Below are 15,917 nucleotides of genomic sequence, written 5' to 3'. Positions count from 1 at the left end.
CGACTCCTTCGCGACAACCGGCGGTGGGACGCCCGCCATCACATCGGCTCGCGGGGTGCGGGATCAAACAACCGCCGGCGGGCGCTCCACAACCGTCGGTTGTACGGGCTTAGGGTGGCGCCCGTGGATACCGAGGCGATGCGCTCCTTCGTCCTGGCGGCGGAGCTCGGGCAGTTGCAACACGCGGCCGACGAGCTGGGCGTGACCCAGCAGGCGGTCTCGAAGCGGATCGCGGCCCTGGAGCGCGAGCTGGAGGTCCGCCTGTTCACCCGGACCGCAAGAGGGGTGGAGCTGACGCTCGACGGCCAGGCGTTCCTGCCGCACGCGCGTGGCGTCGTGGCGGGCGTCGATCGCGCCGTCACCGCGGTCCGGCCCGGCTCGCGGGCGTTGCGGATCGACGTGCTGGGCTACCGCAGCGCGCAGGCCGTCGTCCTGCACGACTACTGGCGCGCGCACCCGGGGACCGACCTCGACGTGGTGACGCTCCGGGTCGACGACCCGCACGTGGCCGCCGCCGCCGTCCAGGCGGGCGAGGTCGACGCCTCCTTCCGCACCGTCACCGACCCGGCCACGCTGCCGCGCGACGTGCGGCTGGTCCGCGCCTTCGACTCCCCGCTCGAACTGCTCGTCGGCCCCAGGCACCCGCTCGCCTCGGCCCGCACGCTGACCCCGCCCCAGCTGCGCAGGCTGCGGATCTGGGTGCCGGGGATCGCACCCAGGAGCGAGTGGGCGCAGTTCTACGACCAGCTCGCCGCCGCCTTCGACCTCCGCGTCGACGCGGCGGGCCCGCACTTCGGCGACGAGGTGCTGCTCGACACCCTCGCGGACTCCGCCGACGTGGCCACCCTCGTCGGCGCCCGCGACCGCTACCTCTGGCCCGCGCACTACGACCTGCGCCGCATCCCGATCGTGAACCCGACGCTCGCCTACCCGCTCTACCTCATGGTGCCCGCCACGAACCCGCACCCGGGGCTGCGGGCCGTCATCGACCACCTCGCGCGCCTGGCACCGCTGCCGGGGGCGGTCTGGCTGCCGTCCTGGGCACATGCGTCACCGCTTTGACAGGTGACGCGATGGCGTGCGAGGATCATCACCAGTTGAACCGGTGACTCCTCGTTCTAAGGACTTCCCATGGCAGTGGTGCGCTTTCACCTCCTCTCCTCGCTCAGCCCCGCCGCCGCGTTGCGGGTGCTGACGGACTTCGGTCCCTCGCGGGCGCAGAGCTGGCCCTCGATCGACGCCGAGCACTTCTCGGTGCACCAGCTCGGCGACACCTGGGCCGAGGTGACCGAGGGGACGGCCGCCGCTTGGGAGCGCGCCCGCTACGACTGGGACGCGGAGCAGGGCAGGGTGGTCGTCACCACGCTCGACTCGAAGCTGTTCGGGCCCGGTGGTGGGTGGGACATCCGGCTCACCCCCGAGGGTGACGGCACCCGGGTGGACGTCGAGCTGACGCGGCGGCCCAGCACGTTCAAGGGCAAGGTGCTCGCCGCGCTGCTCCCGCTCGCCGCCACCTCGTCGCTGCGCAAGTCCTTCGGCGAGCCGCTGAAGGCGAAGTGATCCGCGCGGGTTTCGGCCCCGCCGCAGGACTCCGCGCGGCTGCGGCCCGCGTCGGCTGCGGCCTGCACCGGCTGCGGCCTGCACCGGCTGCGGCCTGCACCGGCTGCGGCCTGCACCGGCTGCGGCCTGCGTGCGGCTTATGGCCTGCGTGCGAGCAGGAGCCGGCCGCGCGGGCTGCCGTCCTCGCGGCGGCCCAGGGCCGGCAGCGGGACCGCCGTCACGGTGAACCCGGCCGCCGCCAGGTCGTCGCTCACCGCGCGCGGCCAGCCGGTGCCGTAGTACATGACGAACGGCGGGCGCCAGACGGCGTTACGCACCCGCATGGCCAGGTCGAAACCCTGCAGCGCCCAGTACCGGGCCGAGGTGACGGGCGGCGGCGCGCCGATCGGGAAGGCGAACAGCCCGCCAGGCCGTAAGGCACGATGGACACCGGCGAAGAGCGCGGGCCGCTCGGCGGGCAGGAAGTGCCCCATCGCCCCGAACGTGACCGCCAGGTCGAAGGCTCCGGTGAAGGGCAGGGCGCGGGCGTCGGCCCGTACCCAGGTGGCGTCCTGATGCGTCCGGCGGGCCTGCGCGAGCATGCCGGAGCTGAAGTCGACGCCCGTGATCCGTTCCCGGCACAGGGGGCGCAGGACATTGACGCCCGCGCCGGTGCCGCAGCACACGTCCAGGCCCCGCTCGAACGGCCCGAACGGGCGCAGCGCTGCGGCGGTCGCGTCGAGGACGGGGGCGGGGGTGCGGAACGGGGTGTGCTCGAACTTGGGGGCGAGCAGGTCGTAACCGCGCTCGACCGACGACAGCGCCTGGATCGCCAGCTCGCGCAGCGACGGGCCGTGAGGCGAGAACATCGGCCCAGGCTACCCGCTGCACCGGCACCTCAGCGGCTGAAGACGATGATGCAGCCGCACTCCCGGCCGCAGCTTCCTGACCGGCCCCGCGGTGATCTCGATCTTGGGACGCGTCATGCAGCCGTGCGAGACGATCAGATGAGGAACCTGGACAGAGGAGCCGTGCACAGGGTCTGCTCGGCGCCCCACTCCTCGAACGTGCTGACCGGGGTGAAGCCGAGGCGGGTGGCGAGTTTCAGCGATCGTTCGTTCGCGGTCTGGGTGATGAGCACGACCGGCTGGTCGGGCAGCTCGCGGGCCGCGGTGCCCAGCACGGCCGTGGCGGCCTCGAAGGCGAACCCCGCGCCCCAGGCGCTGCGCCGCAGCACGTACCCCAGCTCCAGCTCCTCGCCCTCCTCGGTGACGTGCCCGGGCAGCTCGCGCGCCCGGCGGACGAGCGTCAGCGTGCCGAGCAGCCGGTTCGCCGGGTGCTCCGCGATGAGGTAGCTGCCCGGCCTGGAGGTCGCGCCGGCGGCCAGGACCGCGTCGAAGTGCCGCTCGGCCTCGTCGCGCGGCTGGGGGCCGCCGATGTGGGCCCGCACCTCGGGATCGGTGGAGAGCTCGATGAGCGCTTCACGGTCGGCCTCGTACAGCGTCTTGCGGAGCAGGAGGCGGTCCGAGCGGATCTCCGTGGCGGAGAGCAGGGGCAAGGGGCTCATGGGCGCATGATCCTACTGCTTGTCCGGGCCGTCTCATTCGCCCTGACCCGTCTTCGTGGCGAGCCCGGTCAGCCTGACCAGCGCGGCGAAGCCGTCGTCGGTGCCCGGCCAGTGCCGGCGGACCGCCTGGAGCCCGGCCCTGCGCACCACCGAACGCAGCACCGCGGTGACGATGATCGCGTCGTCGGCGTACCCGAGGACGGGGATGAAATCGGGCACCAGGTCCACAGGCAGGGCCAGGTAGGCCAGCAGCAGCGCCAGCCGCACCCGCACGCCGCGCGGCAGCTCCGGGTCGGCGGCCAGGCGGCGCACCAGGCGCAGCACGTCGGGCAGCAGCCGCAGCGCCTCGCGCAACAGGCTCCCGGAAGGCCGGACGACCGCCAGCGTCACGAGCAGCGCCAGCCAGGCGACCAGCAGCGCGACCGCGACGCCGATCAGCAGGTCCCAGCCCCACGCCCCCGTCATGTCCGCCCTCTCCGGCACCGCGATGCCGCCGCTCCCGACCGGCGCCGGGCCTCACCCATGTTACGTACGCCCCGCTCCGAGGTCCTGGCCGGGTGGACATGATCGTCCAAGGCGTGGCACACTCGCCGCGACAACTTGTCAGCGCCTGGTCGGTCGGTGGAGTGCGCTGGCGTGCTCGCTCGGCTGCGGGCACGGCCAGGCGTGCCTCCAGTGGGGCCGCGGTCGTGTACGCGTCGAGCCGTACACGAAAGGACCGCTGCTCATGTCCGCCGACCACTTCAGGCTCGCCGAAGGCGCGGCCGACCACTTCAGGCTCGCCGAAGGCGCGTACGTGCCCGACCCGGATCGGGACACGACGCTGCTTCTCGACGCGTTCTACGACCATCTCGCCGCCACCCTGCCCGAGCACGGGCTCCCCGCGCGGCTCACGACCTCCATGCGAGCACGGCAGCGCGAGCTGGAGGCGGCGAACCAGTCCATGGTCGTCGACGAGCCCGCCCGCCACAACCTGCGCCTCACCCTGGCCCTGGCCGCCGCCCACGCGCTCCTCCGTCCCGAGCTGGGCGAGCAGACGGCCACCGCCGTCGTAGGCGCGGCGTTCCTCGAACCGCTCGCCGCCACCATGAAGGAAGGCACCCGGGCCATGCTCGACCACGCCCCCGATCCCTTCCGCGCCATGGTGGAGCTGAGCAAGTCACGTGAGGAGCACGCGTTCGGTACGGGGTTCGTCTTCGCCCGGCCGGTCGACGACGACGAGCGCTATCACCTCGACGTGCACCGGTGCTTCTACCACGACGTCCTGGTGGCCGGCGGCGCGCCGGAGCTGACCCCGGTCATGTGCGCGTTCGACGGCAACTGGATCGAGGCGATCGAGCCCGGCCGGCACGGCTTCCGCTTCGAGCGCCCCACCACCATCGGCACGGGCGGCACGACCTGCCCCTTCCACTTCAGCCGGACCGGCCCGGCCGCGCCCGCCTGAGCGTCACCGCTGCGCCGGGCTCCCCGGCACGATCCCGTACGGATCCCGCCCGTCGTAGAGCCCGGCGATGGCGGCCAGCACGCTCTCGCGGGCGGTGGCGGCGGGGGTGACGTCGATGAGGACGTTCGCGGCGAGCCCTTCGGCCAGGGCCACCAGGGTCACCGCCGCCCGGTGCGCGTCCAGGCCGGCGGGGAGGCGTCCGGCCCGCTGGTCGGCGCCGACGAGGTCGCTCAGCCGGCGGTGGAACTGCGCGTACAGGACGCGCAGCCGGGCCGCGATCTCCTCGTCGGCGAAGGCGAAGGCGTGGAAGGACTGCCGTACGCGCATGTGGGCCCGCGTCGTGGCGTCGTACGGGATCAGCTCGGTGAGCACCACGGTGAGCACCAGGCGCGGCTCGGCGGCGTCCAGGTCGCGGCCCACCCGCTCCCTGACGCGGGCGCCGCCGAGGGCGTTGCCGCGCTCGAAGGCGGCCTCGATGAGCTGCCGCTTGGCGGGGAAGTAGTGCTGCACGCGGCCGGGCGAGATCCCGGCCCGTGCGGCCACCTCGGTCAGCGACACGGCCGCCAGGCCGCGGTCGGCGACGACGGCGAGCACGGCGTCGGCGATCTGGTTGCGGCGCTCCTCATGGTGCGCCCCTGGCCCGCGGGTACGTCGCTCGGCCACGTGCACCACCTTCCCGATATGGCCGCATCGGATTGGCTGGCCAGCATAGCGGGACGGCCGGGTGGCGCGTGCCTTGACAACCGGGCGGCACGCCGTTTTTGATAGGCGGCGTGCCGCGTGACGCCGGCCGGTGCGGACGGCGGCGGGCAGGCGGCACCTGATGCAGGGAGATGATCGCCGTGGACACACACGTCACAGGTCGCGCCTGATCTCATCGCGCCTCCCGCGCGTCATCCTTCCCGTCTCGACGGCCTCGTGAAGGCCGGCTTCGCTGTGCCCGCAGGGTCGCGGGCCGCTCGCCTGCCGGTCGAAGGGCGTTGACGCGCGCTCGTTCCCACTGCTCTTCAACCGCGCCCCGGGCGCGGGCTCTCACGCATGCCCCGGCGCATCGTCCGGGCAGAAAGGACTTCCTTGTTGCCTTCCATCACCCACCTGCCCGCCTCCCTGGAGGAGGCGGCGGCCGTACGCGCACGGATGGGCCAGGTCTTCTCCGACCCGCCCGTCCTCGACGGCGACGCCGACCTCACCGCGGTGCTGCCGGAGACCGGCGGCGTCCCCGGCACCTGGGTCACCGCTGACCGCGCCTCAGCCGAGGCGGGTGTCACGGTCTACGTCCACGGCGGCGGCTTCTCCTTCAGCAACCCGCCGATGGAGCGCATCATGGCCCACCGCCTGTCCCGGGCCACCGGCCGCCCGGCCTTCGCCGTGGACTACCGGCTCGCGCCCGCCCACCCGTACCCGGCGGCGGTCGAGGACGTGCTGGCCGTCTACCGGAGCCTGCTCCGTCAGGGCGTGCCCGCCGGACGGATCCTGCTCGTCGGCGAGTCGGCGGGCGGGACGCTGATCCTGTCGGCGCTCCTGATGCTCGCCGAGGCCGGGGACCCCATGCCGGGCGGAGCCGTGCCCGTCTCGCCGGTCACCGACCTGGCCCCGAAGCCGGTCGCCGCGACGGATGGCGGGCGGGATTCGATCGACCCGGCCATCATGGGGCCGGTCGCCGACCAGTACCTCGCCGGAGCCCGCCCGGACCGGGCGCCCCAGTCGCCGATCTACGGCGACCCGCGCGGACTCCCGCCCCTCCTGCTCGCCGTCGGCGGCGACGAGGTCCTCCTGCGGGACACCCACCGCTTCGCCGAAGCCGCCTCGGCTGCGGGGGTGCGGGTGGACCTCGATGTGTACGAGGGCATGCCGCACGCCTTCCACGCGGCCGTGCTCTTCGCCGAGGACGCCCGGCCATCCACGGCCACGACGTTCCTGAGCCGCCTCGCTGACTGGGCCGCGCGCCTGCCCGAACCCGCCGACCGCGTGTAGCAGCCCGGGCTTTCAGCGGGAGAGAGCGGGGCTGGGGACGGTGGTCTCGCGCATCGCGAGGAGGGCGGCGAGGGCGAGCAGGCCGGCCACCGTCCCCAGCCGGCCGATCGTGCCCCCCACGCCAGCCGCCGTGATGCGCGTGCCGCCGATCGGCGACTGCGCGCAGGTCAGGCCGAACGAGCCGCCGAGCTGCTTGGTCAGCATCGAGCCTGCCGTGGCGGTGCCCAGGTCGGCGCGGGGGACGCTGTTCTGGGTGGCGATGGTCAGGCCGCCCATGGCGGGGCCGGTGCCGAGGCCGATCAGCAGCAGCCACGCGCCGGTCAGGGCCGCCGAGGTGTCCTGGCCGAGCGTGAAGAACGCCGCGGACCCGGCCGCGAGCAGCCCTGCCCCCGCGAGCAGCACCGGCTTCGCGCGCCCGGAGCGGAGGATGAGGGCGGCCGTCACCCGGTTGCCCACGACCATCCCCACCAGGAGCGGGAGCAGGAGGAGGCCGGAGACGGTGGCGGAGTGGCCGCGTACCTGCTGCAGGTAGAGCGGCAGGAGGACACCCGCGGGCAGGGCCGCGAGCTGGAAGAGGAAGCCGCCGGTGAGCAGCGCGCCCGCGCCCACCCCCTGTAACGCGCGGCCGGCGATCAGGAACGGCATCGCGGTGACCAGCCACACGTACCAGGCGCGCGAGCCGCCGACCTGCTCGACGATGCGCGGCAGGGCCGTGCCGACGACGGTGCCGTCGAGCATGCCGAGGAAGGCGCAGGCGAGCAGGGCGAAGGTGACGGGCCTGCGGCTGCCGGGAGGCAGGTCGGCGTAGAGGTCCGGCGTCGTCATCCGGCCTCGCCCTCTCTGAGGAGGGCGCCGTTCAGGAAGAGGTCCACCAGGTCGGCCGAGGTGAGCGGGGAGGGGCTGCCCCTGCCCACGGCCATGGTCATGAAGGCGAAGGCTTCCGCGAGCCGTTCGGGGGTGGCTCTGAGGTGGTCGCGTTCCGGCTCGAAGAGGCCCGTCAGCGCCTCGCGGGTGGCGGCCATCGAGGCTTCCCTGCCCGAGACAGGCGACCGCGGCCCACCTCCGCTGCGGTCCGAGCCCTCACCCGGCGTGCTGCTCGCGCCTGTGGAGTCCTCGTCCGGGCCGGGGGGACGGCTGGGGAAGAGGCCGGGCTCGCGGCGCAGCCCGCCGGAGGCGGCCAGGGCGCCGGCGACCGCGCCCATCCTGGCGAGGTAGCCGCGCAACGCGTCGGCCGCCTCCTCCAGCCGCTCCGCCAGCGGCAGGTCCAGGGAGATCGAGGCCACGTGGGCCAGCGTGTCGTCGGGACGCGCCGCCTCGGCCATGCAGGCGGCCAGCAAGGTGTCCTTGTCGCCGAACGCGCGGAAGATCGTCCCTTCACCGATACCAGCGGCACGGGCGATCTGGGCGGTGGTTACGGACGTGCCGTACTCGACCACCAGCGGGAGGGCGGCGCGCACGATCATCTCGCGGCGCTGCTCCGGGCTCATCGCCGGCGCACGACGCCGGCTCTCTGGGTTCGTCATACCCGGCACGGTACGGAGTGAGCACTCACTCCGTCAATCGCATAACGGACGAGGAAGCTGTGCGGCGAGCGACACGCGCAGCCTCGCGGTGGTCCTCAGCCGTCCTGTCCACCGCAGAGGAGAGGTGGCGTGGTAACGGGGCCAGGCGGAAGGTGGCGTCGGCGCGCGGAACGTGGCGGTAGCCGTGCATGAGTGTCAACGCCAATAGAGCGACCGTCAGGAGGGACGGGCGAACGCGCCGGTCCTTCGGTCAGCGGGTCGACTCGCGGATCATCAGCTCGAAGGGGGCGACGTACTGCCCGGTCGGGCGCAGCGGCGCGTGGATGCGCTGCACCACCAGCTCGACGGCCTGCTCCGCCATCCACCGGTGGTCCGGCGCCACGCTCGACAACGACGGCACGAGGAACCGCGACTGCGGGACGTCGTCGAACCCGATGAGGCGCACGTCGCCGGGCACCCGCAGCCCACGGTCGGCCAGGCCGCGCAGCACGCCCGCGGCGACTGTGTCGGTCACCGCCACCAGCCCGTCCACCTCCAGCCCCGAGTCCACCAGGCGGTAGGCGGCGTCGCGGCCGGCCTCCATGGTCATGTCGTCCAGCGGGAAGAGCAGGGGCGGGTCGGCGGCCAGGCCGCGCTCGGCCAGCCCGGCGAGGTAGCCGTGGTAGCGGCGGGTGATCACGTTCACGCCGTCGCGGGGCGCGCCCGAGACGAACCCGATCCGGCGGCACCCCTGGTCGGCCAGGTGCATGGCCGCGGCCTTGACGCCGTCCTCGTTCGGCATGGCGACGTGGTCGAAACGGCCGCCGAAGTCCTGCTCGCCGAGCATGACGATGGGATGGCCCGCTTCTGTCAGCCGCTCGTCCAGCCCGCCCAGGGCGACGGCGCTGAGGATCAGGCCGTCGAACTGCAGGATGCGCGAGTGTGCGAGCGCGTCGGCCTCACCGGCCTCCACCGCGCCGGTGCGCTCCAGGGCGACGTGGTAGCCCCGGCGCCTGGCCGCGTCGATGACGAGGGTGGCCAGGTGGCTGAAGTACGGCAGGTCGATCTCGGGCACCGCCAGGCCGAGGACGCCGGTCCGCCCGGACTTCAGGGTGCGGGCGGAGAGGTTCACACGGTAGCCCGACTGCTGGATCGCCTCCAGCACCCGCCTGCGGACCAGGTCGCTGACCCCGTCACGGTTGTTGACGACGTTGGAGACGGTCATCTTCGACACCCCGGCCAGCCGGGCAACGTCCTCCATGGTCACCATGCCGCGCCCCACGTCTCCGCCGCTCGATCCGCATCCGGCCCGGCAGTCGCCGCCCAAGGCCGCCGTCGGTGCCGAGTGTAGCGCGGCGCGTCCCATCGGACTGATCATCCGCTCGGCGCTCGTACGACGCCCGAGGGCTCGGGTTCATCCGCTTCCCGCTCTCGTACGAACCGTTCCTGACCAACCTGAACATGCGTCGGCCGGTGATGGGAGTGGGAAGGTGCGCACGATGCAGTCGGATGTCCCGCCGCGGTTGTGGCGGTTACTCGCCTTGATGGTCGCCGTGATCGCCCTGGGGGCGGCCACCGCACCCCCGTCCGCGACGGCGGCGGTCTCACCGGCCGCGGCGCTGCGCGAGCCCCCGCCCGTCCCGGCTTTGCGCGCCTTCGACGCGGTGACCACGGTGAAGGAGCGCAACCTGTGGAAGCACCTGGCGTTGATCGGCGACCAGTACGCCATCTTCACCGACCGCGGGCTCGTCGAGGGGCCGGCACCGATCAAGAAGAAGTGGCCGTTCCTGCCCAAGCAGTTCACCCGAGGCATCGACGCCGCCGCGATCGCCTTCAGCGGGCCCAAGTTCCGCTGGAGGCATACCTGGACCAACGGCACCCAGGCGATCATCTTCGAGGACGGCGGCATCGTCAGCGGCCCCTTCCGGATCCCGATCCCCTACGACGGGCTGACCGATGTCAACGGCACGGACCCGAAGGCCGCCCCGATCCAGCACCTGGGGGTGCGCGGCGGCTCCGCCACCGTCCTGTTCTCCAAGACCTTCGAGGTGCCCACGCTGCCGTTCTACGGTGAGGCGCTCCTGCCGAAGCGGTTCCGCAGCGATCTCGACGACATCTCGCTGGAGATCGAGAAGAACGCGCCGAAGTTCAGTTACTACAAGGGGAACGAGCGCATCATCTTCGATGATCGGCGGGTCATCGAGCTGGTGAACCTCGACGTGAAGTGGCCCTTTTTGAACGCCTGGCGGTCATCGGCCCGGTGAGGCTGAGCGGGCCCCGCGGACCCAGTCGCGGTTCTCGCGCAGCACCGTGAACCCGGCCGATCGGTACAGCGCCACCGCCGCGTCGTTGCCGGACGGCGTCACGACGGCGACCGCGCTCGCACCCCGGTCGGCGAGCGCCGCGCACGCGCCGAGCACGGCGTCGCGCCCGTAGCCGTGCCCGCGATGGTCCGGATGGGTGCCGACCGGTTCGAGCAGCCCGCACCTGCCCACGCCCGCGAACCAGCCGGTCGCCGCGGCCGCCGGCTCGCCCGCCGGCGTACGCACCAGCGCCTCCACGGCCGGCCCGCCCGCCGGTGAGCGGCGCATCGTGCGCCAGCGTTCGACGGTGAACGTGGATCCGGCGAAGGCCGACCGCTGCACCAGCACCCGGTCGGCCGCCTCGGCCTCGCCGACCGGCTCGGCCCGGCTCGACACCGGCCTCGGGGACCACGACATGACCAGCCAGGACTCCTCCGGGTCCGGCTCCCACCCTGGCAGCGGCAGGCCGTCGCACCGGCCGTCGCCGGGCGTGAGCAGCTCCTTCGCGCCGGACGTGGGCGCGCCCACATCCGCGCCGGGCGTGAGCAGTCCCTCCGCATCGGCTGCGAGCGCCCCGAGGTCCGCGTCGGGTGCGGTGGTCACGCGCAGGACGGGGCCGTCCAGGAAACCGGCCGCCACCGGCGTCGCCCCCTGCGTCCACAGGAGGACGGTCGCGTCGTCGAACCGCAGGTGCCAGCCCACGTCACCGGGATGGAGACCGCCCGCCGGGGCGTCGGCCGGCGTCCACTCCGACAGCGCCCGCAGCGCGGGACCGGTTTCGGCGTGCGTCAGGCGGTGCCGCTGGAGCGAGATCATGGACGGCAGGCTAGCCAGCCCGCCCGCAGCGCCTCAAAGGGATTTCGGCTGCCCCCAGCCGCACCGCCCTCAGCCGCGCCCCGCCATCCGAGCCTCCGCAGCATCCGGGGCGGAGAGCTTCGTGACGTCGCCCGACCGTGAGGTGTCGTAGCCGCCCAGCGCGGCGATCCGCTGCCGCAGGGCAGGCGTGCGCAGGGCGGCGACGAGGTGGACGGCCGAGTCGAGAGCGTGCCCCGCCAGTGCGATGTCGAATTCCTCCCAGGTCAGCGAGACGAAGTCGAGCCCCAGGTCGGTCGCGGCGGAGCGGACCCCGAGGCCGGCGTCCACGGTGCCGGTGGCGACGGCCAGGGCGACTTCGAGGTGGGAGCCCACCTGCGGCCCCCGCAGGTGGTCCGGGTCGTGGCCGGCGGCCAGCAGGAGCCGGTCCAGGAGGATGCGGGTGCCGGTGCCCGGACGGCGGGCGGAGATCCGCCGGTCCTTGAGGTCGGCGATCCCGGTGATGCGGTACGGGTTGCCGCGCGGCACGATCAGACCCTGCTCGCGCCGCCAGAGGTGGATCAGGTGCGGCTCCATGCCGCGCAGCATGCCGAGCGCGAAGGGCGCGTTGTAGACCCCGTCGCGGTGCAGCAGGTGGATGGCCGCCCCGTCGGCGTGGCCCTGGCGGACCGCGCTGAGACCGGTGACGCTGCCCTCGCGCGTGACGATGGTCAGCTTCCCGTCGAGCGTCCCGGTGAGCAGGTCGAGGGCCGGGTCGTCGCTGCCCGCGAGTCTGAGGACCGCGTCCGACTGCAGGAACCGCCGGGCGGCGAGGACGGCGCCGGCGGCGATGCGGGCACGGCGGCGGTCGGCCAGCTCCAGCACCCCGGCGTCCGCCAGCCGGCGCTGTGCCCGGCTGACGGTGGAGGCCGTGGTGTGCCACTGCTGGGCCAGCTCGCGGATGCCCGGCAGCTCGTCACCGGGATGGAGGACGCCGGCACTGATCCGGTGCGCGAGATCATTGCAAATTTCCCGATATCGGGTCATGCTTGCGTAATTTACCCTTGCACTGATCTGAAGTAGCACAGATAGGGCCACGATGATACGTAGCAGGCTCTTGGTCATTGGCGCGTGGGTGGCGGCCGCCTTGGTGGCCGGGTGCGGGACCACCCCCTCCTCCGGAGGCACCCCGTCCACCCCGGCGGCGGAGAAGTCGCTGATTCTGGCCACCACCACGAGCACCCAGGACAGCGGGCTGCTCGACGAGCTGCTGCCCGCGTTCACCCGCGACAGCGGCTGGCAGGTCAAGACGCTGGCGGTCGGCAGCGGGCAGGCCATCGAGCTGGGCAGGCGCGGCGAGGCCGACGTGCTGCTGGTGCACTCGCCCGCCGCGGAGGAGGAGTTCGTGGCCGAGGGCGGCGCCGGCTCCCGGCGGCTGGTGATGCACAACGACTTCGTGCTGCTCGGCCCGCCGGACGATCCGGCCGGGATCCGGGGCAGGAAGAGCCCGGAGGCGATGAAGCGGATCGCGGACGCGCGGGCGGTGTTCGTCTCCCGAGGCGACGAGTCGGGCACGCACGCCAAGGAGAAGACCCTCTGGACCAAGGCCGCGGTGACCCCGGGCGGGTCCTGGTACCAGTCCACCGGGCAGGGCATGGGCGAGACCCTGCGGGTGACCAGCGAGAAGGCCGGTTACACGCTGTCGGACCGGGCCACGTATCTCACCCAGCGCGACACCCTGGAGCTGAAGGTGCTCAGCGAGGGCGATCCCGGGCTGCTCAACGTCTACCACGTCATCGAGATGACGAAGAAGGCGGGCGACCGCGTACGGCCCGACGGCGCCAAGGCGTTCGCCGACTGGATCGTCGCGCCGGCCGCGCAGCAGCTCATCGGCGCGTTCGGGACGGCGAAGTTCGGCCAGCCGCTCTTCACGCCGGACGCGGGCGCGGACGAGGCGAAGCTGGGCCAGTGAGCCATGGACGTGCTGCTCGACGGGCTGGCGGACGCGATCGCCCTGCTGCTCTCCGGTGACCAGGACAGCTGGTCGATCATCGCGCTGACCCTGCGGGTGTCGTTGACGGCGACCGCGATCGCCCTGCTGATCGGTTTGCCGCTCGGCGCGGCCCTGGCACTGGCCCGCTTTCCCGGGCGGCGGGTCGCCCTGGCGGCGGCCAACACGGGGATGGGCATGCCGCCGGTGGTGATCGGGCTGTTCGTCACCGTGCTGCTGTGGCGGAGCGGGCCGCTGGGCGGGCTGGAGTTGCTCTACACGCCTGCCGCGATGGTCCTCGCGCAGGCCGCCATCGCCAGCCCGATCGTGGTCGCGCTGGTGGCGGCGGCGCTGCAACAGGTCGATCCGGACTTCCGGGTGCAGATGCAGGCTCTGGGGGCGACGCCCGTCCGCGCGTTCGCGGCGTTGCTGGGTGAGGCCAGGTTGCCGCTGCTGGCTGCGGCGATGGCCGCGTTCGGCGCGGTGGTGAGCGAGGTCGGGGCCGCGCAGATGGTCGGGGGGAATCTGGCGGGTCAGACCCGGGTGCTGACCACCGCCGCGGTGCTGGCGACCAGCCGGGGGCAGTTCTCCCTGGCCATCGCGTTCGGGCTGATTCTGCTGCTGATCGCGTTCGGGGTGAACCTGTCGCTGACCCTGGTGCAGCAGCGACGGGCAGTGCTGCGGTGAGCGGGCTCAAGGGCTGGGACGGGCGCCGGGGGCTGAGCGGTGGGGACGAGCAGGCGAGCCTCCGCGGCGGGATCGGGTGCCGGGACCTGCGGGTGCGCGCGGGCGGGCGGGAGTTGCTCAGTGTGCCGGAGCTGCACGTGGCGTCGGGGCGCACGCTGGCCGTGCTCGGTCCGAACGGCGCCGGCAAGTCCACCCTGCTACGGGCGCTGGGCCTGCTGAGCAGGCACCGGGTCAGCGGGCAGATCCTGCTCGACGGCCGCCCCGCCACACCGGCCCTGATGCGCGACGCGCTCGCCGCCGTGCTGCAACGGCCGATCCTGCGCCGCGGCACGGTGGCCGCCAACGTGCTCGACGGCCTGCGTTTCCGCGGTCTGAGCCGCCGCGAGGCACGGATGCGCGCCTGGCCGTGGATCGAGGCGCTCGGCCTGGCGCCCCTGGCCGGACGGGACGCTCGCGGGTTGTCCATCGGCGAGGCGCAGCGGGTCAGCATCACCCGGGCGCTCGCGGTCGGGCCCCGGGTGCTGCTGCTCGACGAGCCGTTCAGCGGGCTGGACAGCACCACCCGCGCCGATCTGCTGGCCGACCTGCGTGCCGCGCTGGCCGGGCAGCCCACCGCCACGGTCCTGGTCACCCACGACCGGCAGGAGGCGCTCGCCGTGGCCGAGGACACCGCGCTGCTGATCGGCGGCCGGATCCGGCAGCACGGACCCACCGCCGAGGTGCTGGACCGGCCACGTGACGCCGACACGGCCCGGTTGCTGGGGTACACCAACCTGCTTCCGCCGGATCTGACGGGACGGGCGCAGTTGCTGGCGGCGCGGCCCGAGCACACGCGGCTCGTGCTCGGGCCGCCCGACGGCGCCGCCGGCCGGACCGGCGGTGCGCAGGCTGACCGGAGCGACGATGCGTGGGTGGTGGCCGGGACGCTGCGCCGGGCAGTGGCGCTCGGCATCGCCACCCGCGTCGACGTCGACACCTGCTCCGGTCCGCTGACCTGCCTGCATCCCGGGGACCTGCTCGCCACCGAGCTTCCGGCGGCCGGCAGCGACGTCCGGGTCAGGATCCGGCACGCGCGGTCGCTGAGCGCCGCCGATGGAGACGATGGGACGACGGCCACCCCCAGCGTTCCTGACGCGCCCGGGGCCGGATCCCGTCCCGGGCGGTGAGGCGAGCGGGCGCCTGCTTCCGGCGGTGGTGCACAGGCGCCCGCTTCCAGCGCTCATGCCCGGCGCCGGCGCGTGCGGCGGCTCAGCTCAGCCGGGCGAGCTCCTCCGCACTCAACTCCAGGGACGCGGCGGCGGCCGAGTCGACGATGGTCTCCGGCCGGCTGGCGCCGGGAATCGGGATCACGACGGGGCTGCGAGCCAGCTCCCAAGCCAGACACACCTGCTGCGGCGACACCCCGTGAGCATCCGCGATCTCGATGAAGGCCGCGTTGCGCTCACGCAGCTCCCCGGTACGCCCGATGCCGCCGAGCGGGGACCACGGCAGGAAGGCCAGCCCGAGCTCGGCGCACACGTCGATCTCCGGCTCGCTGGAGCGGAACCGCGGCGAGTACTCGTTCTGCACGCTCACCAGCGCCCCGCCCAGGATGCGGTGGGCGAGCCTGATCTGCTCGGGGTTGGCGTTGGAGATGCCGGCCGCCTGGATCTTGCCCGCGTCGTGCAGCTCCTTCAGCGCCCCGATCGTCTCCTCGTACGGCACCTTCGGGTCGGGCCGGTGGTGCTGGTAGAGGCCGATGCTGTCCACGCCGAGTGCCTTGAGCGAGCGGTCGCAGGCCGTCCGCAGGTACGCCGGGCTGCCGTCCACGTCCCAGCCGTCCGGCGTACGGGTGTGCCCGCCCTTGGTCGCGACCAGCACCGCGCCCGTGTCGCCGCCCCACAGGGACAGCGCCCGGGCCACCAGCCGCTCGTTGTGGCCGACGTCCTCGTGGGACGGGGTGTAGGCGTCGGCCGTGTCGATCAAGGTGATGCCGGCGTCGAGGGCGGCGTGGATGGTCCGGATGGACTGGTCCTCGTCCGGCATGTGACCGGCCACCGACATCGGCATGGCGCCGAGCCCGATGACGCCGACCTGCCGGTTGCCGATGGTGCGCGTTCTCATGGCGTTGTGCATGGGG

18 protein-coding genes are annotated in these 15,917 nt (G+C 73.4%); 8 read left to right on the top strand and 10 right to left on the bottom strand.

What is annotated here, in order from left to right; translation table 11 throughout:
• The first annotated feature begins 123 nt into the window (after positions 1–123).
• The gene (locus LCN96_RS30140) at positions 124–1,062 is read left to right on the top strand and encodes a LysR family transcriptional regulator (RefSeq protein WP_225265795.1); all 939 of its coding nucleotides are present in this window, start codon (positions 124–126) and stop codon (positions 1,060–1,062) included.
• Between the two features lie 69 nt (positions 1,063–1,131).
• Positions 1,132–1,560 (top strand): SRPBCC family protein, encoded by a 429-nt coding sequence (locus tag LCN96_RS30135; protein ID WP_225265794.1) that lies wholly within the window; start codon positions 1,132–1,134, stop codon positions 1,558–1,560.
• A gap of 137 nt (positions 1,561–1,697) precedes the next feature.
• On the opposite strand, the gene LCN96_RS30130 is transcribed toward LCN96_RS30135, so the two are convergent.
• From LCN96_RS30130 to LCN96_RS30120, 3 genes are all read right to left on the bottom strand, one after another.
• Complete coding sequence (locus LCN96_RS30130) at positions 1,698–2,408, bottom strand: class I SAM-dependent DNA methyltransferase (protein ID WP_225265793.1); 711 nt, start codon at positions 2,406–2,408, stop codon at positions 1,698–1,700.
• Positions 2,409–2,542: 134 nt separating this feature from the next.
• Complete coding sequence (locus LCN96_RS30125) at positions 2,543–3,106, bottom strand: GNAT family N-acetyltransferase (protein WP_225265792.1); 564 nt, start codon at positions 3,104–3,106, stop codon at positions 2,543–2,545.
• A gap of 33 nt (positions 3,107–3,139) precedes the next feature.
• Positions 3,140–3,571 (bottom strand): YkvA family protein, encoded by a 432-nt coding sequence (locus LCN96_RS30120; RefSeq protein ID WP_225265791.1) that lies wholly within the window; start codon positions 3,569–3,571, stop codon positions 3,140–3,142.
• Positions 3,572–3,833: 262 nt separating this feature from the next.
• Here LCN96_RS30120 and LCN96_RS30115 point away from each other — a divergent pair, with 262 nt between their 5' ends.
• Positions 3,834–4,550 (top strand): L-2-amino-thiazoline-4-carboxylic acid hydrolase, encoded by a 717-nt coding sequence (locus tag LCN96_RS30115; protein WP_225265790.1) that lies wholly within the window; start codon positions 3,834–3,836, stop codon positions 4,548–4,550.
• A gap of 3 nt (positions 4,551–4,553) precedes the next feature.
• On the opposite strand, the gene LCN96_RS30110 is transcribed toward LCN96_RS30115, so the two are convergent.
• The gene (locus LCN96_RS30110) at positions 4,554–5,213 is read right to left on the bottom strand and encodes a TetR/AcrR family transcriptional regulator (protein WP_225265789.1); all 660 of its coding nucleotides are present in this window, start codon (positions 5,211–5,213) and stop codon (positions 4,554–4,556) included.
• Between the two features lie 414 nt (positions 5,214–5,627).
• Here LCN96_RS30110 and LCN96_RS30105 point away from each other — a divergent pair, with 414 nt between their 5' ends.
• On the top strand, positions 5,628–6,524 hold the full coding sequence (locus tag LCN96_RS30105; protein ID WP_225265788.1) for an alpha/beta hydrolase: 897 nt from the start codon (positions 5,628–5,630) through the stop codon (positions 6,522–6,524).
• 12 nt (positions 6,525–6,536) lie between these two features.
• Here LCN96_RS30105 and LCN96_RS30100 read toward each other — a convergent pair whose 3' ends face one another.
• The 3 genes from LCN96_RS30100 to LCN96_RS30090 form a co-directional block, all read right to left on the bottom strand.
• Positions 6,537–7,349, bottom strand: a complete 813-nt coding sequence (locus tag LCN96_RS30100) for an MFS transporter (RefSeq protein ID WP_225265787.1) — start codon at positions 7,347–7,349, stop codon at positions 6,537–6,539.
• Positions 7,346–8,047 (bottom strand): TetR/AcrR family transcriptional regulator, encoded by a 702-nt coding sequence (locus LCN96_RS30095; RefSeq protein ID WP_225265786.1) that lies wholly within the window; start codon positions 8,045–8,047, stop codon positions 7,346–7,348. The genes LCN96_RS30100 and LCN96_RS30095 overlap by 4 nt, the downstream gene beginning before the upstream one ends.
• 250 nt (positions 8,048–8,297) lie before the next feature.
• Positions 8,298–9,287 (bottom strand): LacI family DNA-binding transcriptional regulator, encoded by a 990-nt coding sequence (locus tag LCN96_RS30090; RefSeq protein ID WP_225265785.1) that lies wholly within the window; start codon positions 9,285–9,287, stop codon positions 8,298–8,300.
• Positions 9,288–9,525: 238 nt separating this feature from the next.
• Here LCN96_RS30090 and LCN96_RS30085 point away from each other — a divergent pair, with 238 nt between their 5' ends.
• Complete coding sequence (locus LCN96_RS30085; protein ID WP_225265784.1) at positions 9,526–10,290, top strand: hypothetical protein; 765 nt, start codon at positions 9,526–9,528, stop codon at positions 10,288–10,290.
• On the opposite strand, the gene LCN96_RS30080 is transcribed toward LCN96_RS30085, so the two are convergent.
• Together LCN96_RS30080 and LCN96_RS30075 are read right to left on the bottom strand one after the other, a co-directional pair.
• Positions 10,276–11,145, bottom strand: coding sequence for a GNAT family N-acetyltransferase (locus LCN96_RS30080; protein WP_225265783.1), 870 nt, complete (start codon positions 11,143–11,145; stop codon positions 10,276–10,278). The two genes, LCN96_RS30085 and LCN96_RS30080, sit on opposite strands and share 15 nt — an antisense overlap.
• A 69-nt stretch (positions 11,146–11,214) precedes the next feature.
• Complete coding sequence (locus LCN96_RS30075; protein WP_225265782.1) at positions 11,215–12,168, bottom strand: substrate-binding domain-containing protein; 954 nt, start codon at positions 12,166–12,168, stop codon at positions 11,215–11,217.
• A gap of 70 nt (positions 12,169–12,238) precedes the next feature.
• Here LCN96_RS30075 and LCN96_RS30070 point away from each other — a divergent pair, with 70 nt between their 5' ends.
• The 3 genes from LCN96_RS30070 to LCN96_RS30060 are packed head-to-tail and all read left to right on the top strand — an operon-like array spanning position 12,239 to position 14,964.
• The gene (locus LCN96_RS30070; protein ID WP_225265781.1) at positions 12,239–13,093 is read left to right on the top strand and encodes a substrate-binding domain-containing protein; all 855 of its coding nucleotides are present in this window, start codon (positions 12,239–12,241) and stop codon (positions 13,091–13,093) included.
• A 3-nt stretch (positions 13,094–13,096) separates the two neighbouring features.
• A complete protein-coding gene (locus LCN96_RS30065) occupies positions 13,097–13,798 on the top strand; it encodes an ABC transporter permease (protein ID WP_225265780.1) in 702 nt (233 codons plus the stop codon).
• A complete protein-coding gene (locus LCN96_RS30060) occupies positions 13,795–14,964 on the top strand; it encodes an ATP-binding cassette domain-containing protein (protein ID WP_225265779.1) in 1,170 nt (389 codons plus the stop codon). Before LCN96_RS30065 ends, LCN96_RS30060 begins: the two co-directional genes overlap by 4 nt.
• Positions 14,965–15,046: 82 nt before the next feature.
• On the opposite strand, the gene LCN96_RS30055 is transcribed toward LCN96_RS30060, so the two are convergent.
• Positions 15,047–15,901 (bottom strand): aldo/keto reductase, encoded by an 855-nt coding sequence (locus LCN96_RS30055; RefSeq protein WP_225265778.1) that lies wholly within the window; start codon positions 15,899–15,901, stop codon positions 15,047–15,049.
• Positions 15,902–15,917: the final 16 nt, after the last annotated feature.

The sequence above is a fragment of the Nonomuraea gerenzanensis genome (assembly GCF_020215645.1).
In the GTDB taxonomy this organism is placed as follows: Bacteria; Actinomycetota; Actinomycetes; order Streptosporangiales; family Streptosporangiaceae; genus Nonomuraea; species Nonomuraea gerenzanensis.
This window is presented reverse-complemented; position numbering and strand designations above follow the sequence as displayed.